General features: G+C 52.1%; 16 protein-coding genes and 1 pseudogene. 2 read left to right on the plus strand and 15 right to left on the minus strand.

The window, feature by feature from the left end; translation table 11 throughout:
• From HPY58_11565 to HPY58_11635, 15 genes and pseudogenes are all read right to left on the minus strand, one after another.
• Window positions 1-865, minus strand: an 865-nt coding sequence (locus HPY58_11565) for a hypothetical protein (protein NPV30260.1), incomplete at its 3' end; no start/stop codon positions are given.
• Window positions 866-1010: 145 nt separating this feature from the next.
• Entirely contained in the window at window positions 1011-1733 is a 723-nt protein-coding gene (locus HPY58_11570) for a hypothetical protein (GenBank protein NPV30261.1), read from the minus strand.
• A 2-nt stretch (window positions 1734-1735) separates the two neighbouring features.
• Entirely contained in the window at window positions 1736-3685 is a 1950-nt protein-coding gene (gene pglZ, locus HPY58_11575; protein ID NPV30262.1) for a BREX-3 system phosphatase PglZ, read from the minus strand.
• Between the two features lie 2 nt (window positions 3686-3687).
• Window positions 3688-6495 (minus strand): DEAD/DEAH box helicase family protein, encoded by a 2808-nt coding sequence (locus HPY58_11580; protein ID NPV30263.1) that lies wholly within the window; start codon window positions 6493-6495, stop codon window positions 3688-3690.
• 28 nt (window positions 6496-6523) lie between these two features.
• Entirely contained in the window at window positions 6524-7429 is a 906-nt protein-coding gene (locus HPY58_11585; GenBank protein NPV30264.1) for a restriction endonuclease, read from the minus strand.
• A 68-nt stretch (window positions 7430-7497) separates the two neighbouring features.
• Window positions 7498-10146, minus strand: coding sequence for a DNA methylase (locus HPY58_11590; GenBank protein ID NPV30265.1), 2649 nt, complete (start codon window positions 10144-10146; stop codon window positions 7498-7500).
• A 58-nt stretch (window positions 10147-10204) separates the two neighbouring features.
• Window positions 10205-11062 (minus strand): hypothetical protein, encoded by an 858-nt coding sequence (locus tag HPY58_11595; GenBank protein NPV30266.1) that lies wholly within the window; start codon window positions 11060-11062, stop codon window positions 10205-10207.
• 14 nt (window positions 11063-11076) lie between these two features.
• Window positions 11077-11532: a hypothetical protein gene (locus HPY58_11600; GenBank protein ID NPV30267.1), complete on the minus strand. Its 456-nt coding sequence runs from the start codon at window positions 11530-11532 to the stop codon at window positions 11077-11079.
• Window positions 11507-12529 (minus strand): type III-B CRISPR module RAMP protein Cmr4, encoded by a 1023-nt coding sequence (cmr4, locus tag HPY58_11605; GenBank protein ID NPV30268.1) that lies wholly within the window; start codon window positions 12527-12529, stop codon window positions 11507-11509. The genes HPY58_11600 and cmr4 overlap by 26 nt, the downstream gene beginning before the upstream one ends.
• Window positions 12530-12535: 6 nt before the next feature.
• Window positions 12536-15403 carry a hypothetical protein gene (locus HPY58_11610; protein ID NPV30269.1) on the minus strand — a complete coding sequence of 956 codons (2868 nt, stop codon included), beginning with the start codon at window positions 15401-15403 and terminating at the stop codon, window positions 12536-12538.
• Window positions 15400-16542, minus strand: coding sequence for a hypothetical protein (locus tag HPY58_11615; GenBank protein ID NPV30270.1), 1143 nt, complete (start codon window positions 16540-16542; stop codon window positions 15400-15402). Before HPY58_11615 ends, HPY58_11610 begins: the two co-directional genes overlap by 4 nt.
• Window positions 16532-17563: a type III-B CRISPR module RAMP protein Cmr1 gene (gene cmr1, locus HPY58_11620; protein ID NPV30271.1), complete on the minus strand. Its 1032-nt coding sequence runs from the start codon at window positions 17561-17563 to the stop codon at window positions 16532-16534. The genes HPY58_11615 and cmr1 overlap by 11 nt, the downstream gene beginning before the upstream one ends.
• Before the next feature lie 50 nt (window positions 17564-17613).
• On the minus strand, window positions 17614-21294 hold the full coding sequence (locus tag HPY58_11625) for an ATP-binding protein (GenBank protein ID NPV30272.1): 3681 nt from the start codon (window positions 21292-21294) through the stop codon (window positions 17614-17616).
• A gap of 30 nt (window positions 21295-21324) precedes the next feature.
• The gene (brxF, locus tag HPY58_11630; protein NPV30273.1) at window positions 21325-21783 is read right to left on the minus strand and encodes a BREX-3 system P-loop-containing protein BrxF; all 459 of its coding nucleotides are present in this window, start codon (window positions 21781-21783) and stop codon (window positions 21325-21327) included.
• 512 nt (window positions 21784-22295) lie between these two features.
• Window positions 22296-22496, minus strand: a pseudogene (locus HPY58_11635) (hypothetical protein).
• Between the two features lie 156 nt (window positions 22497-22652).
• On the opposite strand from HPY58_11635, the gene HPY58_11640 reads away from it, so the two are divergent.
• Entirely contained in the window at window positions 22653-22829 is a 177-nt protein-coding gene (locus HPY58_11640) for a hypothetical protein (protein ID NPV30274.1), read from the plus strand.
• Window positions 22830-22890: 61 nt separating this feature from the next.
• Window positions 22891-23064 (plus strand): helix-turn-helix transcriptional regulator (locus tag HPY58_11645; GenBank protein ID NPV30275.1); only part of this gene is annotated, 174 nt, incomplete at its 3' end.

The raw sequence follows: 23064 nt of genomic DNA on the forward strand, positions 1-23064 counted from the left end.
GTTCTCTGTCAAGGGGTGGCGGAAACTGCACTATGTCCTTGATGCGTTGCTCATGTTCTGCCAGGCCCATTCTGGTTTGGGATTCCCACGATTTTACAGCCTCGACAAGGTCATTATGGTTTCGGTCTTTTCGGCTACGCGGGTATGGAATTAGTTCTATTCCCCTGAACCTCCACTTTTCAATCTCATCTTCAGGAATGAGGGCATAGCGTTTAGTCTCTGGCGGGAGGCCACGCCCCAGGTATTCCATAGGCAGATCATTGTGACTGTAACCCACAAATAGAACTTCGTAGCTACCAAATATCCCCACCAAAAAACGGGTAGCCCAACCTTCAGTAAGATAGGCCCGCCCGAAGTCCCTGTCGGTAAGAATTAATTCTTCCGGTTTCTGGTCTACGCAGCCATGAAGATAAACAATACCATTGAATCGGTGCCCCAGGGGCAGGGCAGGAGCATGATATATGGGAACTTCACCGTCGAAAAGTTCGGCTGCAGCTGTAGAAAAATGCGTATCAAAGTTTGTGGTCACAATCCGGACTTCTTGAGGGCTGCGAAATAATGATAAAAGAGCGTAATGGAGGTCTGTCGGCTTGGAAGCTTGATTCTTTATTCTATCCCAGACTAATTTATGAACCCTGGGGCCTTTCTCCTTGAGCCGCCCTAAAAAGCGATCAGGGGCTTCTTTTCCGGAATTCCACGTCAATAGATTACCTATCTTAGATTGAGTCTCTTTTACTAGGTCCATGAAATTGGGTAGGTTAGACGGCGAACTCATGGATACCCCAGCACCCGCAAATATAACCAGTCTCCCATCCGCCTGTGCCTTAATCAACTCTTCCGGTAGTTTGATTTTACCTATCCACATAATTTCCTTCCTTTCATAATCATCCAGAGAAGTGAAAGATGTCTTTGTATCAAAGGGTACAATCGCTCAACAGGCTCAGCATCTTCTTGTAGTAAAACCATCAATTTACCGGTGAAAAATCCGGTAAAAGATACGGATACGGACTTTACCGGCGTAAAATTGTAATCATGTCTAAATCTAAACCCTGACGCTGTATTTCAAACCGTTTAGATTGCCGTATATTCGCCACCGAAATATCCAGGTGAAACGGAAAAGCTGAGGGTAACTTTGGCAATTGTTGCAGGATCACCGCTTGGGTGGATTCCGAATACAACAGGGCTTCTAAAAACCATAACTGAACACTAGCGCTGGCCGGGCCTTTTTTGGCGGTGGGAATATAAACGCCTTTTACGGCCGTATCCTGGAGAACGCCCCAGTCTACTATTGAACGTACCACTCGTTGGCTCGCCCGGCGAACAGTTGACCTTTCCCCCCAGCGTTCCGCCAGCCGGCGGTAAATCTGCTCTAGAGAAACTTCATTCTGCAGTGTCAAAAGACGACCAATAATATCCGCTATATCGCGAAAAAATGGATAGGCCACAAGGGTCATGCCCCAGTGCAACCAGAGTCTCGTATCGGGGCCATCCTCGGTTAGAATTCCTAAAGCCCGCTCCTGTAATGACCGATGTTTCTGCGGTACCCTGACCCAAATCCGAGTTAATACGGTTATGGTCTTCCTGCGTGCCTCTCTACTTCGACATTCTGATTGCAAGAAATCATCAAGGTATTTCCGTACCTCAGCAATGTCTGTTTCCGTTGCGGCTTTCCAGGCGGCGGCATCCAGCCATTCCAGCTTAACTCTCCGGTCAAAACCGATATTTAATGCCATGATCAATACTCCTCCCAAATCCTGACAAAAGGAACGACAACCTCTTCCAAAGATATTCCGCCATGGCTTACAACTTCTTCACCCTCAGAAACAAAGGCCGACCGGCCCCTGGCCAGCAGAACGGAGTAACCCTGGGGTAAACCAAAACCAGGCCAACGGATGGCATTTTCTATTTCTTCCATCATCTGCTGCCGAAAAACTTCGTAATGATAAATTCTGGCCCGCTCACCGCGGGACTCAGCCAGGACTCCGTCCGGCAAACGGCCCATTCCCCTGGCCGCAATATTACCGTGATCCGAAGTCAGATACACGGCAAATTTGTTTTTAAGGAGATAATCAATTAGCTGTATCAAGTAACCCTGTTCGGCCCAAAGTCTGATTTGCTGGTGCATACCAGCTGTTCCCAGCTCCATGCCATGCATGATTCTGTCCACTTTATCTATAACCAGACCCACGATCTCGAACTGTGATCCTAAAAATTCTCCAATTTCACTTACCAGCTCGTCACCCAAACCTTTACGGTAGTAGGTATTTCCTCTCCCGACACCGCTGTCTTCCCAGAATTTATGCCAATGCTGTTCTTCTTTTGAGGTTGTCGTTAGAGTGTCCTTAAAATACAGGGGCGGCTCTGCAGCGAAGAGTGCCTGCCGCGAGATAGAAGTTAAGGTCGGTACCCAGGCAAAGACCTGGTTTTCCTCGACTCGCCACGCCGGGTACCTGTCTCTCAGGAAATTGCGGATAACCAGCCATTGATCTAATGCCAGGCCGTCAATTACGAGCAGAGCAATGTTTTTTACTCTTTCTTTGGCGCGCAAATGAGCCAGATAACGGGGTATGTGATGCACCATCACCGGTTTGGACGTGTAAGGAAGGTTCGCTAAAGAACCGTAGCGCACGAGCATCCAGCTCGCAAAGCGCTCTTCCAATTGATCGTGCAATTCCTCAATTTGCGGTTTACTTTCAGTTTTTATGTCCTGATTCAGTTCCCCGCTAAGCACAAGCAATTCCGCCCACAGAACGGCCAGGCGCTGCCAGTCCCTGTGGGTTGCCGTTTCTCCAGGCAAATCTTGTCGTATCTTCTCTAGCAGCCACTTGATCCTGCGCCTTTCCTCAGCCTGCTTATCGAAGAGTACACCTGGCAGGACCCAGGCGGGCATACCTTCCGTACTCGCAACCGGAACAGGCCTTAAACTACCTTCCAAGAACAGGTTGTCGATGTACACCCGTATGTCATAATGGTCAAAGGGAACCTCGGTAAATTTCTCTCCTCTGGCCGTGCTTTCCAGGAAGCGACGCCATTTTTCTTGCAGAAAAGCAAAAAAGGCTTCCCTGCTGGGGATGATGTCTTCCAGCGGCCAGTTCTTAAAAACGCTCTTTTCTCTTAAACAATGGATAAGGTGTTCGTCCAAAATCGAGGGCACAGTCACAAAGTTGCAATGCCGCGAAAGCAGCATCTTCATCAGCTCGACCGGTGAATTGATAAGGTCGGGTATTATGCCAAAAACGCGTTTTAGGATAAAATCCTTGGTCGCCTTCTCCCCCAGCACAGGACCATTGTAATCCTGGTACGCCCTGTAAAGCTTATCCAGGTCCGACTTCTCCATGGCCGCAACTACCGGATAGCTGAGTTTGGGAAAGATGTCGGCGAGGCTGAAGAAAAGCTTATGGCCCTTTCGCCATACATCGAAGGGGAGGCGGCGCAGTTCCTGCGGGCCGCCCTGTACCACCACTACCAAATGTGCCGCTTCGCCCCGATCCCACCTGGAGCGATAGTTTGCTTCATACGCATAACGAAAGGTGATGGGATCACTAAAAACAAGGACATCAAGCCCCATTTCCCCTAAGGTCGAGAGAACATCTTCTTCCAGGAGCAAGCCGTCGGGGTCAGCCACTAAAGTAAGCCTTGATATATTTGGCTGTAAGTTTTGAAGGATAAGGTCACGCCAGTTCACGGTCATGCACCTTCTACGTAAATAATGGTAATTGCGCTTAGTTCCGGCAAGATTTTTTCCTTCTGCTGTAACCGCAAGGCCCACTCTTTCTCCTCGCGTTCCAGTTCGGCCAGGCGGTGCTGGCGCACGGCGGGCAGGCCAACCCTCATAATGGCCTGCCGGCGAATTTGGAACGCATATTGGCCTTTTTCCCGCTCTTTCTGCAGGTGCTCTTCATAATGGTTTTTAAGTTCCAGGAAAAGGTTATGCCCGTATCGTACAGCCTGTTTCTGGAGCCTCTCAAAGATTTCCTCGGATTTTTCGCCTGTAATATAACCCTGGATTTCGAGCGGGGTTTCTTCCTGTAACAACAAATCCCATATCCTGCGTGCGGTGGGAATGAGTATTTTGTCGTCTTTTTCCTGCTGGAACAAGGGTAGAACCCGAACCTCACGCATGTTTTCCGCCATAAGAGATATCCGCCATAAAGACCAGTAACCGCTTATCTCCTTCGGCAGTCCTTTGAGCCTGACCTTCGCAACGGGCTGACCCGCCACGGCCAGTGGCAGGCGGGAGACAAGAGCGCGAGCCCTCGGTTCTTCCAGGCTGAGATAAGACATTGAGTGCTTATCTGCCTCCTGCCGGGAGAAAGTCACATCCTCCATGGTGAAGCCGTCGGGCCAGGTTAAATCATAACCTGCCAGTTTGGGCTCTACTCTTCCGCCTTCGCTCACCAAAAAGTTAACGGTCATGCGCTCTACCCAGTACGGAAGCGGATGGCCGGAAATCTTCTCCACCAGCCGGGAATCGAGCTCTGCGTCTTCTCCCAAAAGCCGGTTGGCCGCAGTTACTTCCTGGATGCGCTGCCTAAGTTCAGCCTCCAGCCGCTCAATACGGGACTCAACTTCTTCCGGGTTGAGGATAGCCTCTTTATACAAATCCTCGAAATCAGAGGCTACTTCAGCCGAGTCGAGAACATCGCTCATCTTGTCAACGCCGAAATCCGCCAGGATTGCGGCCAGTTTTTCCTGCAGGACTTCCTGCACCCGGTATTCAACAGTGTCCTGCAGGACGAAGTTGAGCGCCCGGACAACGTGTTCCTGGCCGATGCGGTCCACCCGGCCGATGCGCTGCTCCAGGCGCATGGGGTTCCACGGCAGGTCGTAGTTGATGACCACGTGGCAAAACTGCAGATTCAATCCCTCGCCGCCGGCATCGGTGGATACAAGCACCCTGGCGGAACCGGCAAATTCCTGCTGGACCCTCCGCCTTTCTTCCAGCCCCATGGACCCGTTTAGACAAACAACGCTAAACCCCCTGTTTTCCAGAAACTCCTTGAGCATCTCCTGGGTCGGAATGAACTCTGTAAAGATGAGAAACTTGAGCTCGGGGTTGTTCTCTTCGGCCTGCAGCCGGTACATCCACTCCAGCAAGGCTTCGGCCCGCGCGTCGGGCTGGGACTCGCACTGACGCGCCAGGGATAAAAGACGCTTGACCTCTTCCCGTTCACTGGCGAAGGCGACTAAGCGGTGCTTCAGAATTTGCTCGAGCTGCTCCTGCCCGTCGAGGTCCCACCAGTCTTCTTCCAGCTCTATTTCACTGTTAGTTTGAAACGGAGCTTCTTGTTCGATCGCTTCCAGCCTCCGTTCCAGGGCGGTCCGGCTTGCCCTGGTGCTGCTGGCTACCAGGCGCTGCATGAGAACCATCAAAAAGCCGATATAGTTTCGCTTTTCTTTCAGCGCCCGGTTGTATCCTTCCCGCACATATTCCGTCACCGCTTCATATAGTTCCCGCTGCTTTTTGTGCCGGGACTGCCACACCACGGGCACCAGCTGGGTGCGGCGCGGTTTGAATAACGGCTGACCTTTCTCATCAATGGCCCGGCGTTTTTCGGTGCGGATTACGTACGGGGCCACCCTCTCCCGCTTTATGGACTCAACACCGGGAAAAGCCTCCCTATCAAGGAGGGCCATGAGCCGGTGGAAGGAATCCGTTTTCCCCTGGTGGGGCGTCGCCGTGAGGAGGAGAAGATACGGTGCAGCTTCAGCCAGCGCTTGGCCTAAGCGGTACCTGGCCACGGCATCCGTGCTGCCGGCAATTCTGTGGGCTTCATCGACAATAATCAAATCCCAACCCGCAGCGATAAGGTTTTCGAAGCGTTCCCGGTTATAGCGGCTTACCTGGTCCCTGCTCCACCCCCGGCGCGATTCCAAAGGCTTTACGGCATCCATGGGAACGACTACCTGGTCAAACCGCTGCCAGACGTTGGCCTCCCATTCAAAGTACGACAGAGCTGCGATCTCGGCGGGCATCAGCAGGTGAAAGCGTTCCCGAAAGCGGTTTTCCATTTCCTGCACCCACTGCATCACCAGGCCTTTCGGCGCCACCACCAGCGTGCGCCTGACGAGCCCCCTGAGCTTCAGCTCGCGCATGATTAGACCGGCTTCTATTGTCTTGCCGAGGCCGACCTCGTCAGCCAGAAGGTACCGGACCCTGTTGCCGGAAATAGCCCGGGAAAGAGCGTAGAGCTGGTGGGGCAGAGGAATGACGCAGCCTTCCAAAGGCGCCAGCAGGACATCCGGCCTGGCCAGGCTTTCAGCGATTCGGGCCGCGGCGACGGTGTAAATAAGCTGTTCCCTACTGGGTATGCCTGCCTCTGTTATCGGGGATAACTCGTCTTCCTGAAGGCGGATAACCGCGTCCCGGCCCGGCACCCAGACGCGGTAGACGTTCTTTCCCCACAGGTCCAGGGCTTCAATAACCTTCACCGGTTCACGGTACTCCCGGCTCCAGGCCCAAGATCCGGGCCGCCATCTGGCGTCACGTCTCAAAGCCGACACCTCACCGGTAACAATCAACCTAATTTTCTTCTTCGAAGTAATCTGAATCAATCCTGTAAAGGACATACCTTGCTGTCTCGGTGACGCCAACACCGTGTTCGATCATTAACTCCGCCAATTTCCGACCATCGATAAGAACCGCGTTGCCCACCCGAGCGGCATATTCTTTTGCTTCGTTGGAAAAGGACGAAGTGGTGATTAAGACACCTTTTTTAGCCTTGCGGTCGAGTAAGCTGCCCACAAACTCGCGAACCACACTTACCCCTACCTGATTTTGCCACTTCTTGGCCTGGACACATATAACGTCTAAACCTAGCTTATCTTGTTTGATAACCCCATCTATACCTCCATCTCCGGTTCTACCAACCTTTTCGGCTGCATCTTTCACTGAACCTCCATAGCCCATAGCGACCAATAAATTTAAAACAAGTTTTTCAAAAAAGTCGGCTGAGGAGTTTTTCACTCGTTCCAACAACTCTTCGGATAACTGGTCAAGTAGCTTCTGATGAGTATATTCCAACAGTTCTTCGGGAGTTTGAACATTATCTAGTGAATGCAAGGGGACTTCCTCTTCATTCTTGCTTAGCCCTCGAAACTCCCTGTATTCAGGAAACTGCTGCAGGTATTTCATGTCTAGATACTGCAGGTTTTCCTTTAATACTTCTTTACCACGCGCAGTAATCCGAAACTTACCTCGACCAATGCTTTCTATTAGACCGGCCTTTCTCAAATGTGTTGCTACCCATCCCACCCGGTTGCGAAAGCGGGCTTGCCTCCCGCTGGGAAGCATTTCCTTCCTTTCTTCCACACTCAAATTCAACTGGTCAGCCAAGTCATCTGCAACTTTGCTGAGGGTATACTCTCGACCATCACCTACCAGTCTCAGAAAAGGAAGCATTAAACTTTGGAAATCTGGCACAGCCATTTATTACTTCCCTCTTTTCCGTGCGATTTTCCTAAATATGTTCTGCGATCCTCAAATAGCCCAGTTGTTTATGCCTCTACCCGCATCAAGGCATTATCGTAGTACATCAAGAGGGTGGTATCTTCCTGGAGGACGGTATCCGGTATGCGCCTGGCCACCTCTATGATGGTCTTGTAATCCTTGGCAGCCCAGCAGGCCTTGAATCCCGCCCGCAGCGCTTCGGTGCGGAACACTTTCAGCCTGCCCCTGCCTTCTTTATATTCTTCGAACTCTTTGAGAAGGGCCTTCTCGCGCATCTTCTCCAGGTCAGACTGTCTGCCGGGGTCGGGGACGTACCAGCGGCCCTGATCGTCTTTAAGGAAGTTCTGCTCTAAAAGCTCGGAGAGCTCCGGCAGCTTTTCGTGCGGCGCTTTGTGCAGTTCTCGCAGGAATTTGGGGTGGATTTCCTGGTAGGTCTGCGGCTTCTTTGAGAGTTCACTGCGCAACCACTGGATGGAAGATTTTTCATCGGTTACAAAAAGGGATAATTGCTCAATTTCCCGGACCGTAAAGCGCTTTTTATCATACTCTACCACCTGATCGGGGAGGAAGTACATGCCGTCTCTCTCCGGGAAGCGCTGTTTTAAGCCGGCGTAAAACTCCGCCGCCCCCATAGGCACGGCAACTCCCCGCTGGACGTGGAAGGCCACCATCCGGTCATAAAGAAGGTAGTTCTGCCGCTCGGCAATGACCTCCGCTTTGCCGTTTTTCTCCACAAAGACCGGCAGCTGTTTGAGGTGGGTGCGGACAAAATCCCAGACTCCTTCTTCGGTCCCAGCCTCCAGGTGAAAGCGCTTTTCCAGGCCGCCGTTGGGCTTGTAGGCGGAGATGACCAGGTCCTGCTTCACCGCGGTGGTCGAAGTAACCTGCTTGAAGGTCCCCTGCTTTTTGTCCAGGGTCCGCACGTCGGCGATGACAAATCCCGCCCGCAGAATGGCTTCCTGGATGGCGTTCCAGATCCGGTTCTGGGAATTGTGAAACACCACCGTCATCCACCGGCCGGGCTTCAAGACCCGGTAGTACTCGGCAAAGCACCTTTCCATGAGCTCCTGGTACTCCCTCGGGCCTTTGCCCTGGGCTTTGTTTTCCACGGCTTCGGGCTTATTGTTGGTAAAAACCCTGAGCCAGGCTTCCCAGAGGAAGTTGAGCTCCGAGTACATGAGGTTTCCGCCGAATGGTGGGTCGGTGAAGATGTAGTCAATCGAATCATCACGTAACATTACATTACCAGTCGAATTGCAGGAAACTAATGTGTCACTAACGTTTCTTGTAAGGCCTAAAGCCCGCTTAAAATCTTTTATCTTACCGGAAAAAACTTTAGTTGCATTTGCTTCTGCAACAAGCGATGCAATATATAAAGTGCCACTAACGGGACCATTACCTCGATTCCCCAAATTATACCTTGCTAACTTGGAACAAAGTGTTGCAGATATTGATTGAAAGATTAGAACTAAGGTCAAAAATGTTTTACCATGATGATATAGGCAACTTAGCACCCACAAATTTCGCCTGGTGTAAAAATGGTGAACGTGGGTAATCCCATGTGATACTTTAGGCTGTTCGGTATTGTATCCCTCCGGCATGCGGTCGGTAGGATACCAGTATGGTATCGCGCTCTCCTCGATCTTCCGGATCAGCTCCAGGTCGTACTCGTCGGGCACTTTCTCAAACCTTTGTTTCCCCACAGAATAATTGATCAGCACCGGCACCTGGCGGGCGCGGGTGATAAACTCCCCGATGTCCCGGTCGTACACCCTTTCCGTGGCCCTCTCCAGGGTCCGTTTGGTGAGAGTCGCCCCGCAGTGGGGGCAGGGAAACTCGCCCCGGACTCTACCTTCTTCTTTATCTACCGCCACTTCCCAGAAGACAAGCTCTCCGGAACAGCTGGGGCAGATAAACATGTCGGACCAGACGGTGTAGTTGATTTTCCCCATGATGGGGTTGCCCATTGCGTCTTTCTGCACCTTCCCATCCACCACGTGCTGCGTTTCGTACATCCAGCCGCATTCTCTTTCCACATCAATCAGAATCCGCCGGGCTTCCCGCTCAAAGGCCCGGACATCCACCGGCGTGTTGTAGTTGTAGGCAATGAAGGTGGCGGCAGGGGAGAGGTCGATTAATATAGCCTTGCGTGCTCCAAGCTTGGAAAAGGGCTGACCTTTTTCGTCCAGGATAGTGCCATCGTCCAGCACACGGTAACCCAGGGATTGCACGGCCTGGCAGTCTGCGCAGAGCTGGGCCGCAACGCCGGTCATGCCCGTGCCGCAGAAACCGTCAAAGACGATGTCTCCCGGCTCAGTATAGTGGAGGATATAGCGCATGATGGCCCTGTGGGGCACCTTGGTGTGATACGAATGGGCGTTGTAAATGGGATCGTTCTTACCCTCTGATACATCCGCCGCAAAAGGCTGCCGGCGGTAATCGTCGTTATCCGGGTCGTATAGCTTGCCGTGCTCCTTGATAAAATCCTCTATGAACGGGTTCGGGCAGGCCGTGTAATAGGGCGGGTCGGAAAGGCTGATGATGTCCTCATCTTTGGCAATGGGAAATCCCTCGATATGCCTCACCCGGTCCAGGTGTTCTTTGGTAAGTTTGAACCGTTTGGTTTCCTGCACCTTTTTTCGCTCATCGGCTTCTTCTAGAGGGATATCCAGGGAAATCTGGTTTTCTTTTGCCACAATTTTTCACTCCTCTGCTCCAGTACGATTCGTACCTTCCCGGGGTCCCTGCCGCGGGTCAGGAACTGCCATCTGTCCTCCGCCATATACCAAACTTCCCTATCACCAAATTGAGATCCTGGTCCACGACGCTCCCTGGGGTGAAGCAAACACCCACAAACTCTACGTGCTGGCCAGCGTAGCGATGGAGGCAGTTATATGACCGCCATTCGCGGCCGACGAGCGATTCCACTTCCCCTTTGGCCGGCAGGTTTACAGCCAGAGTGTGGGCCAACAAAGGTTCTGAGGCGGACACACAAATACGTACCTGCTTGGCACTACCATCGAACTTCGCTTTTCCGCCAAACAACACATCATCTTTAACATCGTCGATTCTGATTAAGCCTACGTCGCCCCAGCCATAACCCCGCTCACCACCAAACTGAACCCTCGTGAGCGCTTCCCGCCAGGCCAATTTACTGCCTTTGCTCTCGAATATATAACCGACCAGAAAAACCGGTTCTCCAGTATCCAGGGTATAAGGGGATATGAACTCGACTTCGCGGAGCATCCCTATGGCCGCAGACTCATGAAAGGCAGACAGGGCCGTTCCCTGGTAACTACTAAGAAAACGGCGTCGGAACAGGTTTTCCTTCTCCCACGGCCAGGCAACCTGATAATCGCCCCCTGCTTGTGTAGCTGGGTAAAAATAGGTAAATGCAAGGTTCTGGTTAATCTGCTCGCCAATGTCCTTGTACCGAAGAGACTCGGTGGCCGGACCAGCCCCCGCCGCATCCCGCGTCAACCGCATGGTCAGCGCACCCCAAAACGCACGCCCGGTCACGTAAGGACGCGTTCGCTGAAGGTTACCAACTTTCCTTAAACCTATATGTAGGGAAGAACGTAGGCGAAAGATGACCCGGTAAGCACGCCACATAACATTTTACCTCCTTAACCGCGCGTTTTGGCCCCGTATCGGGCATAAATCAGCATCTGTTCCAGTGTCTCTTTGGCCAACAACAATCGTTCGAGGTTGGCCGTGACCTTTTCGGTGACGTGCTTCAAGACCGCCTCGGCACTTATATCCACCCTGCCGTTTTCATCTTCCGGTTTGTTCCAGCCAAAACCCAATCTATCCAGCAAATTGAGCATCTCCTCGATAACCACGTCGCCGTTTTCTTTTTCCTTGGCTTTCAGGTAGAGGAAACAGGCGTAGACACCGTTTTCCTGGAGAACACCCAGCGCTTTGGTCACAGTGTTATCGGCACTGCTGGCAGCTTTTTTTATTTCTTTTGAGTCGGTCCTATCCTTGCCATCCTTATCTTCATCAACTAGACGGCGAATGATATTCTGGGCATGCTGGGCAGCCAGCCGATCCAGGTTAGCTTGTGCCATGCTGTTGCTCATTTTTCTGACCCTCCTTATCAGGCCACATGTGGCTGGTAGTTTGTCCAACTACTGCCAGACGGCCGAAACCGCGAGTTCCCATACCGCCAACACCAAGCCATTCAATCATGCGCAGGCCGGCATCCAGCACGTCCAAAGGTCCTTCCCATTTTTTCTTTCCTGGTAACGGATTCCCATTGGCGGTTTTCTCTATAGGAAACGGTCTTTTTTCCTCCCTTTCGCGGTAATCATCCAGCACAACCTCACAGGTGAGAAAGGTGGCACGTGGCAAGGCCTCATAGGTATAAAGGGCTTTGTCCTCTGCTGCTCCCCGTTCCGGATCTATGGCGACGGATGTGCGTACCTCCAGGTTGCTGTTGACCACCTGACTGAAAAGAGCGGGCTGCACCAGAACAATTCTGTTTTGCACTTGCTTCCAGCGTTCGTCCTTACTCCACTCTTGCGGAGCAGTAACCAGCACTTTTCCAGCTATTTCAACCATCAGCCATCCCAAATTGAGAGCGTCATTTCTCTCCCAGGCCAACAAGGCAGCGCCGACATTCCAGCTTGGAGGCACGTTGGTTACCTTAAAACCCGCTTCCTGCATTATATCCACCGTACTCACCCAGACCGGCCCAGACATGGAATACACCGGAAACAGCAGCACACGGGCGTCAAAAACATTGATCACGCCTGAATAGCCCACGGTGCTGTCTTCCTGGTCAGTTTTTCGGCTAAGATAGCCAAAGGTATAGCAAATCGGACAATCGTCTCGGCCACAGTGTCCGCTTCGCCCCTCCTGGTTAGTTCCTTGTCCCGCACAGGTAAGGCTTTCATATATTCTGGCAGCATAGGCGCGCGCTGCGCCGTGCAGGCTGGTGCCCGGAATCTTGGGTATTCGGGTGCCTGGTTCACGAACAATGCTCAAGTCTACCCGCCCCAGGCGATAGCCACCGGTACCAACATGTACGGGGTCGGTGGTCATAAAAAGATAGCGTCGCCTGTCGTAAGTTGCCATCTCTCTTTACCTCCCTAATTCCTTTAAAATTTCCATATGCAATTCGGCCAGGTCGGCCAGTTCGCCTTTAACGCCGGCCTCAATGAGTTTTTCCTGCTGGGCCGGCTCGATATCAGTCCAGCTGCAAGTTTTGGGCCACGCCGCTCCAGCGAGGGTATCGGCTACAAACTGCCGGAATACCGGGTCGTGCCTAGATTCTTGTTCGCCATCCTCTCCATACCACTTTTGCCGGGTATCCTCAATGGTTCGGATAACCTGGTAACGTTGAGCTACAGCTAACGGTTTCAGCAGGTTCCAGAGAGTATCCAACCGGTCCAGATCCTCCAAGTAGAAGGGGCGGGTGCGGCGCGGGCGCCAGCCATTCAGCTCATAATAAATCTCGAAACGGCGGCCGTTGGTGTCCAGGAACTCAAAATCAAACCGGCTGGGTTTGACCCAGACTTTCCAGCCTTTGTCTGGTGGTATTTGGGGTGTTCTTACCCGCAAGTCATTTACATGTTTTGCCTTTTTACTTTCGCATCTGTCGCCTTCATACATTCTTGGATACCATTCATCCCTTTTTTGGCCGTCGCCGGCCACTATCGGTATACGCCAGGTAATGCCATTATCAAAGACGAGTTCGCATTCACCATTGCTGAGGTTTTTATCCACCAGCCGCCACCCCTCCCATTTGTTCCCGCCATCCATGTTCAACATGGCCTGCCCGGCTTCCAGTATGGCACGGAGCGGCGTGTGGCGGTGGCAGAAAACAAGACCAAGGTAGATGGGCAGCCTGTCGCGTACCCGGCCCATCTCTTCTTCGTACTTGCGTTTTACGTTCCGGGCCAGCTCCAGGGCTTTGACAGCCGGTACCAACGTCATACACACGCTGGGTTCAGCCAGGAGGGGGATGGCCGGAGTGTAACCGTTAAGTTTATCCACGCGCTCAACCTGAACTTTTGCCAAGGCCTGAGCTGGTCTTAAGAATTCGGAAGGCTCGAGAACATCGAAGGTGCGACCATGAAGTTTGTCAATGAGAGCATCTTCGGATATATGCCAGCGACTAGCAAAGTAGGTCAGATTATCAACGGTGACGAAACATCCTTTGAGCTTATCCCAGACAACGCTCAGAGTAAGACCGTCCACCTTCAGTTCGTAAACGTGAAAGTTGCCCAATTCCGGCACGTTATTAGATGCGGGGTGAAGAGCCAGGCGGAACGGTCGTTGCCCAACAATTTTTCGCGTCAAGTCATCGATAACCCGCTGCCAGAAAGAGCGGCATGTTTCGACGATGCGGCACAGCCTGGCTGGCGAGGGATTTTGGGTAACGTTAGAAGTTACTTGAATGGTGGAAACAAGCGAACCATCTAGCCAACCTTCCAACCCCAGTTTACCGACGAATAAGGCCACCAGACCGTTGTCATCAGCCACCTCATCGATCCAGATGGTACCCTGCAAATCGTTCTTTGCCCAATCTTCAGCCCGGCGCCCGCGTCGGTCAAGACAGACGCGGCAAACGTGACGCCGTTGAGCCTTGTCCTGTGTAGCCCAAGGGCTTAACTCCTGTTCCAACTCGGGACTCGACCCCCAGCGTGGGTAGCCTACCGGGTAGACTCCACACGCACTACAGCTTTCAGCGTTTTCCGGCCGCCCGTTACCCCATTCCCATTCGAAAAGATAGAGGTTGTTCTCAGCCCGCATAGCATGTTCCTGCATTGACTGGCCTCGTGGTTCGGCCACCAGCTTTTTCACTGCTGACGGGTCACTATCCAGCCGGCCTGCCGTGACCGGTTCACCCAGGTGAACCTGCGGTCGTAAATCAGGCGGAAACTGGGCCTGGATTTCCTGGCGCAACGCAGTCATCTCTTCGTTGCTGTATCCCAGGTCGGGGAAAAGATAATATTCTCCCGTCTCATCACGGTAAAAGCGGTTGGCCAGGGCGTACGTTTCCTCCAAAAGTGTTTGGACTTTCTGGTAAGCATCATCAAGTACCTGGCGCACGCCCAGCAGATCGCCGATCTTGTCGCAGCGGGAATAACGCTCCAGTCTGTTGAGATTGATGCGCAATGTTCGGTAGGGAAGGTTTTCAAGATCTGCCGGCCAGCCGTGCCTAAAAATCCAGACCGCAGCAGCTTTTGCCAGAGTGGCGGTCGTATAGCCCCAATCCCACAGCGAAACTTCGTTGTAAGGGCGCCGGTTATCGGCCAGGCCATGGCTCATGTTTTCTTTCATTGCTCGCAGCCATTCACGGCGCTGGTGCGAAGTGATTTGTTCGATGTCGCTCAGGGGTAAATTGTTAAGCGCAATTGATAACTCCTTCTTGTTCACCGTGTCAATTCGGTCTTCTAGGCCAAAGGGGGTAGCCCGAAAGACGGCAGAATAATACTGCTTATTCTTGTCGGGTCCGCCCTTTTTCTCAATATGAGCAACACCGTGGAGATAGCCGATCAGCAAACCCGGCATCATTTTTTTACCAAGAACTTTACGCCATTCTGAGGGAGGAATACTTTTTGCGAGCCCTTGTCTCGCAACCAGAGGCATCAACTCAGCAAAACTATATGTTGTACCGGTCCAATCGTCTAATTGAATCTTTAAAAGAAGAGATGTCAGGTCCGACCATTCTTGAAAAGCGGCCGGCTTACTTCCAGCATCTTTCAACCACTCCTCAACCTGGTTGCTAGCCTTATTGTTTGGTATTGCCTTATAGTTTTTGTAAATATCAATCTGACGCGGGTCGACCAGGAGATTATGTATATATCTCACTGTTGAGTTTGGCTCCTGACTCTGCAAAAACCTGTCGCTCAGCTTGCCCAAATCGTGGATTAACCCCAGCGCCTCCAGAAGTAAGATGGTACGCTTCTGGTTGCTGTCTGGTCGCCAAAAAGAACCACTCATGTTACCCCTCCTTCCTGCAGTTGAGCTGCCACCCGCTGCGCCACCTGGCGCAGTTCGCCTAGGGTAGTGAATACCCATTTTGATACGTGCGATGTCTCGGTCGATTGTGGTACTGCTTCAGGCTTAGGCTCTAGATGATTGGCTTCTATCGGGAGCAGTGAAACATCAACCGGTGGAACCTCTGCGTCAGTCAGTGTTGCCCGAAGAGCAAATACTCCCCGGCCGGCCAACTGGTCTCCGACTGTGCCGAAGCCACTGCTGGTTTTGGCCCCAAGACCGTAGGTAGTGAGCATGGCATGTACACCTTCAGCCAGTATCTCCAGGTCACCGGCAACTTCGGCCCGACGCTCCCGCTCGTTTTGATCCGGACGCCCAAAAGGCACATAAAGGATCTGGAGGATACCGGTGGTTTCCCGCGGCACACACTCCATCAAAATCGGCCCCCGTTCCCCCACACCGGTTTCACGGCTGTGCGGATTGATAACTTCAAGGCTAATTTTGTCAAAAAAGGTAGGGTAAAAGTGTAAGCGGCCGGCCTGTCCTTCGTCGCTTTCGCGCGGATTTCCCAGCAGACGGATGATAATCTCGTTATCTTCCTCATAACCCAACTGCCAAAGAGCTGCTCGCAGCGCGCCTTTCCAACTTGTGGAGGCTACCATGGGCACTTTGAAAATTTTTTCTTTGCGCAGCGGGCTATCGAGTAGGTAAAAGTCAACGTCATCTCTGCTTATGTAAGGCTTTTCCAATTGGAAAGGAATCCGTAAAGCAAAGCTGTACAGCGGTAAATAGATGAATTTCTCCTCGTCCTCAACATCCGGAACGAATCTGAAAGTATCCGGAATGACGTTTGTGGTGTAGGGCAACACTTCCTGCCAGGCATCACGTATTGCATTAACAACTCTGGAAACGCGTCTTTCTAGAGGCTTATTATTCGCTTGCCTGGCTTCCTCTTTGCTAGCCGCAAACCACAAGTAGGCTAGATGGGGGTGTCCAACTATCTGCATAATCTTTACAGCCAATCGCTTGTATTCATTGCTATCCCTTTTTTTGGCCTCATTGAGCGCAGTAATAGCGTGCTCTAGAGCGCTCATATTCCTGTTCAACTTTTTCCACTGTAAGACGTAATAATCACGCTTCATCGTCTTCCTCCCTCAGCCCCAATATGCTCCGCAAAAATGTCTGGGCACTACTAATATTGGAAGTAACAGTATCCCTCGGAGAATCCATTTCTCGCCAAACCTCCAGAGTATAATTCTTGCTCAGGTGCTGGTAAATGGCGTCTATAATCTTTTCTCGGTTCCAGCTATTCTTATAGATACCGGCCTCTTCCGGAATCCAGCCCCACACGCGTATCAGACCATTATTATAAGGCCGTGATATCTTGACTTTGGCGGCTATTCGCTGATCTTTGGTCGTACCCATAACGAAATGGCGCAAAGACTTATTTTGCTGCCCCGAGAAAAGCTGACGGATGTCGTATTTGAGATTAAAGGTGTCCTGCACCGTAGCGTTTTCCAGCCGGATGCGAGCTAGGAAAATGTTCTGCAATGAGGGGAGCATGGTGTAGGTACGAGTTCCGGTTCTCTCAACAAGGTATTCGTAGAGGGGTTTGGTATCTATACGGCCGCTCGGCAGCTGAAAAACACCAAATCCTAATTGGTTTCTGGCACCTATGGCCGCCCAATCGGCCATAAACTGGAGTAAACCGCCAATGATTGCAGGTTGGAAATCTGGCATCGTGTTATAAATCTGAACCACCAGGTTTCCAGTTCGTGGCTTGTCCTGTAAATTCTTAGGGAAATACCAGCTTGGTTGGCGTTTCTTTTCTCTCGAATCGGTATACGAGCGGCTAGCCTCAACCATTGGCTCGACTGAAGGGTCGGGCTTAGTATAATCGTCAACCACAAGGCGGAAGAGACGCCGCCAACCAGTGGCACCAAAAATCTCGCATACACGGCAAATCCCCTTGTTGGGCTTTTCGGCATCATAAATACATTTTTCTTCAGCTGCCGTCGGGTTGCATGCCTCTCCGCCCATCCCACGGACCATAACTTCAAACCACCAGCGCAGACTGCCAATGATACCTGTTTCATGTACCCGGTCAACTGCACCGCTTTTTGTACCGCCGGTCCAAAGAGGAGTCAGGGTTTTTACTTCCACGTCCATGCACATGCCCTCCGCTTGACAATTTTAATGGTCAGCTCTTTTCTCTATTCCAGTACGATTCTTACTTTCTGTGGATCCTTGCCCCGCGTGAGAGACCGGATATAATCCTCAAAGCGCTGCCTGAACTCAGATACTGTGCAAGGCGTTCCGCCTTGAGCCAAAGCTTTCTTTAAGTCGTCTGCGGTAACCGAAACCTTTTCCATGCCGGAGAGCACTTCCTGAACGGCCTTGACAAACGCTGTATCAACCACGTAAGGAAGTTGCTGCTCCCTGACCACCGCCTCCAGTACCTTTTGCTGCTCCGGCTTCAAAAGATAGATGTTTTCCTTCACCGTAGGGTCTTCCAGGTTGGCTATCAGTGTCCTTTCCCAATCCTCATACAGCCTTTCCAGGTCTTCCTCCAGCTGCCTGAGCGCCGCGTCAGCCGAAAGCTTAATCTGCTCCTGTACCGGCCGGTAGCTGCAGTGAGGACAGAGGAGCGTTTTTTCCAAATCCTCTCTGGTGAGGCTGAAGCACGTCTTCAGCTCCGCCAGGCGGTTTTGGAAGTCAGTAAGCTGGGCCCGGGGCATCAAATCGATACCGGCCAGCCTGCTGAGTTTCCCCAACCGCTCATCTTTGAGAAGCCCGGATTTCTTCTGGTCCAAAGATGCATTTAACCTGGCTTTGGTATGGGCCTCAAGGTAGGCCTCAATGTAAGAATTCTTGAGCTCTAAGAGCGCCGGCACGATCTCCCAGCGAAGGTCAGGGACGGATACTTCGTCCAGACCGGATAGTTTTCCTTTAAGCTCTTCACGCCGCTCCCGGGCTTTTGCCGTCCAGCCGGCATCCGCAGGGAGCACGGCCTCGGCAGTACCGAGGTAGGAGAGCAGAGGCTGAATCTCATTGGCCAGGCCGGCCAGTTCTTCAACCTTCTTCAGGGTGGTAAGGTACGCCTTCTGCTTATTTATATCCCGCTCGGAGTAGCGGAAGTTTTTCAACTTCCCGGGAGTGTTAAAAACGCGGAGTGACTCCAGAAACCCTTTGAAACTGGCCAGTTCATCCCTTAAACCGGTTTTCTTTTTCTCATCGAAGAGAGAAATACCCCATAAGGATATCTCTTGCTGAATCGCCTGCTGGGCCTCCACTGTGCGTTCCAGGAGCTTATCCACTGCTTCCTGAAGCTGCCTTACCCCTTCTTCACGGGTAGATTGATTGACAATGAGACCGGGCGGCAGCCCCAAAAATTCAAACAGAACCTGCAGGGGACCGAGAGGCAGATCCTTGGGACGCTCCATGTGTTTGAACTTTATGAGCTCCTCCAGGGGAACTTTGCTCAGTTCCTCCAGGTTGGAAGCGTCTATCTTCTTCCCCGGAATGCTTAAAGTGACATCGCCGCTGTAGATCAAGCTCGCCAGGATGACGACCACCCACTCCGGCTCCAGTCTGAAACGGGGCTCGAACTCTACACCGCGAAAATCGGCAATTATTTCGCCCCGGTTGAGGACCTGACCCGGGCCCTTTTTGTCCAGCTGTCCCAGGATGTGTTTGGCATAACGGGAATTTTGCGGCCTTAACTTATCTCCGTCCAGAAGCTCCAGGGCATCGAGGACGGCTGCCCCCGGCCTGGTCTTGATGCTGCCGAGGATCCACTTTATCGCCTCCTGGGCAGCCTGAGGCCGGTTCTTTGAGGTAATCAGGATGGAGAAGGCCGGATATTCGGGCGCCAGCTCCTGGAAGTAGGGGGCAAGGCATGATGAACCCACCAAGTTTACCAGATCCCGAACCGACACATGAGGAGCGGCACTGTGCTTAATCCACTCGACGAATTTCTTGCTTGCTCCCCGGTAGGTAACTTCATAAGCTGTGGTGATGTTGTTCCGCAGCCATTCGACTATCTTTTTTAGCTGGTCGCTGGCCTTATTTTCATAAACCTGCCGCGTTCCTTTCGAAGCCGTGCTGGCCATCTCGCAGGCGCCGGCGAAGAATTTCAGGGCACGGTCAAAATCCTCGTCACGCTGCACCAGCCGGAAAAACACCTCATCGGGCTTTTTTTCGTCTTCAAAGGCCGGCGGGTCAAAAGGCTGCAGAAAGTAGAGATAAAAGTCCCTGGGCGGGTGGGCGGTAGAACGTTCGTTGGGAGCGCCGAAGAATAAATACCCTAACCGGGTAGCCTTTTTCTCGCGCCACTCAATTTCGTGCTCCCAAATCTGGAAATTGGGAACATACGTGGCTTCGGGGCACTCCATGGCCCGGGCGAGCGCCTTAAAATAGTAGCGGTCCAACTGGTTCGGGGTCAAGACTTCCGCTTTCTGCTCAATTAGAGAATCAAAGTCGATGTCTTTTTTCAGGTCAAGGTAGTACTGGCCGTTGTCCTGGTTGAAAGAAATAAACTGGCCGCTCACTGTCCTTAAGATCTCGCGCAAGATTGATTCGACGGTGGTTTTAAGAAACTCGGCATCCTCTTCCGGCAAGGGCAGGTAAAGGCAAAGGTCGTCGCGGAGTTCTTCAGCCGTGACCCCTATTGGAGCGTAAATATCTCCTGTTGTCAGCCGGTGGATGCTCAAAGCGTGAATGATGCGGAGGGCCACAGGCTTATACTGCGGCCTTGTAAAGGCCTGCTGGACACGGTATTCCAGCACCTGGCTCTTTTCAATCACTTCGCGAATGTCCGGGTCACTGCGGAAAGAAGGATTGTCCTTTAAGTTTTGCCAGTAAGAGTCATAAGCGATGAGGCCGGGTTCCTGTTCCGGTACTTCTCTGTCGAGGAGCTTTTTCATGGCGGCGCTGATGGTTTTCAGCACCTCGCGCTTTTCGGCTACATAGACCCGCTCAAAAGTTTCAAGGTATGCCGGATGCACGGGGAAAAGGGCGACGAATTCGTCCATGCGCTCGGCCAGGGTGCCGTATAGTTTGGTGAAACGCTGCAGGTGCTCCCTTATGAGAGCCTTCTGCCTGTCATCCTTGCGCAGCAGGCGCTGGGCAACTACATAGGCTATGTCTTCACGGACAATTCGTATCTGCTCAAAGCGGTCTTTGACCCGGCGCAGGGTTTCAGCCACAAACTGAAAGCGCGGACTGTCGAAAATGGCTTCCTGCACACCCGCCATGAAACGAAACCGGGTGAGCCGGCAAACCTCCCCGATTTCCCGCAAGAAGTTCAGGTCCAGGATAAGCTCCTGATCTTTGCGCGTACGCAGGTAGTCCAGGAGTTCATCGACGACCAGCAAGAGCCCGTGGTCCGGGTAAACTTCCTGGAAAGCGGTCATCATCTCAATAAAAGGGTCCTTGTTGTTGGTAACTTTATCGGCTTCAGGAAAACGGTATTTCACCCCGAGATTAGCCAGTTGTTCTTCCAGTTCGGCACAAATGATGTTCCTGAGGGACATCGTGGTGGAACCTATCTCGGTCCTGATAACCTTGAACTTGCCGGCGATAACCTCCGCTTTTTTGGCCACGGCAGGATGCCGTATCTCCGTGACCAGGTCTGGATATTCGGCTATAGCAGATAGTACCGACATTAGGTGCGATTTGCCGGTACCGTAGTTGCCGACGATCAAAAGCCCCTTGTTATCCTGGGGGTGGTCGTACTGGAGCTGCGGAAAGACAACTTCCGTAATCTGCTCGGCCATCCGTTCCGAGATCACATAGCTTTTAACCAGCTCACCGGCCCTGCTTTTGGCGTCAGCTTCCCGCAACTGCACTATAGTTTCGACCGGGTCAAAATGGATCAGGTCAGCGTACTTCACAGTATTTCCCCACCTTTTGCTGAAATCTCTTTACCCTGGAGGACAAATAAGGGCATCGACTTCATAATATTTTCTGTACTCCGGGTGATCCGGCTCGGCATAAATCAGCGCACCACCCTCGAACTTGCCGTTCCATGCGGCAACGATAGTTCGATTGCGGCTGGCTTGTTGAAGTAAACGTAAAGGATCCTGTTGAAGAACAGGATCAAAAAGCATTTCTGTATTATCCAGAAAGACCGTATCCTTTCCCGTTTCGCCTATGATCGTCTCCACTATTCTCGGCAGGCGTAACGCTCGTATTTTAGCGGGGTATTCCAGGAGTTTCTGGCTTAGCATGAGGTTCAGATTAATATAGGGATAACCCTCATCTTTGGCTATTTGAACAAGAATTTTGGTTTTTCCGGTTGCAGCTGACCCGACCAGTAAAACCAGTCGATAATACCTCAACCGGGCTGCTGCTATTTGTTTTTTGAGCTCATCTATTTTCATGGCAATCCCAGCACCTGCCTATATATCCCCTGGATAACCACTAAAAGCATCAGGTTTCAGTAGCTTCCAAACCCATCTTTCTTGCTGGCGGGAATAATTATCGCCTTCTCCAGGACGAGCTTCCCATCGACCTCAATGTGCTCCATCATGGTGTGGAGAAAATATTTTCTTGGACACCAAAAACCAGCTACCGGGAAACATGGAAAAATGATATAAATATGAATTATTCGTCAAGAAAACATGAAAATCCTGTCAATTGCCAGGAAAATCTTGCAAAAAGACAGCATGGCGGGAGCGCCAGCCCCAGAATCGACTCCCGGAGGAATGGGTAGCTGTGCCCGGGCCGCCGCTGCTAAGTAGTGAAGTAGTACGGTTATTTAAACCTGTGAGTTTCTAGTGGTGGAAATTATGGTACAATAGTAACCGGGAGAGTGGTGTTTGTGAAGCTTGAGCGCATAACTGTAGACCCCCCGTTACCAACGCTACCCAGCCGAGCGTTATAACCCTCCGCTCCAGGGCAATAAGCCCTTCCATCCCCTCAATTGGCCTGCCAACAATAGGTACCGGTCGAGTTCCCGGGTGGTCACGGGAAAATCCAGGACATCCTTCAACGCTGAAAAGCCCGCTGCAAAATGCTCATACGAAAGCCCTTCCCTGCCCTTCCCATTCAAATGGTATGTGAGCATCTTAACCGCATACGAGTCGTAAATCGGCAATTGTTCCGCGGCGCGCTGAAACTGGTCATTCCCGGCCTGGTTCTGTTTCTCCTTCTCGGTCCTGGCGGCGAAATCCGGCAGCGTGGTTGTGGAACGAGTGGAGGTGCAGCAAACATTCTTTTGCGAAGATGATACAGAGCTTATCTGCACCTGATGGCGGAGCTTAATCCCGTCCGTGCCGGGCTGGTAGAAGAGGTCTGGCAGTATCCCTTGAGCAGTGCCGCGGTGCACCTTGCGGACGGACCCTGCGGCCGCGCAAGAGCGGACCCAAAAGACCCCGGCGGACGAGGAACTGAGCAGATTGAGTATGGTGTCCCCCCTGATTTCTAATTATTCTTCGGTTTACAAAATGCAATATTTTTGATAGAATGTAAACCGGGGTGAAAAGGTGATGGTCGGAGAACGGCTCAGGCTGGCCCGGCGGGCCGCCGGACTGAGTTTGCGGGAATTAGCCAACCGTGTGGGTGTGTCGCCTCAGGCCATTTCAAAGTACGAACGGGGCTTAGACATACCAAGTTCCGGTGTCCTGCTCCGTCTGGCAGAGGCGCTCGGGGTCAAGGTTGAA

The organism is Bacillota bacterium (assembly GCA_013177945.1).
GTDB lineage: Bacteria > Bacillota > DSM-12270 > Thermacetogeniales > Thermacetogeniaceae > Ch130.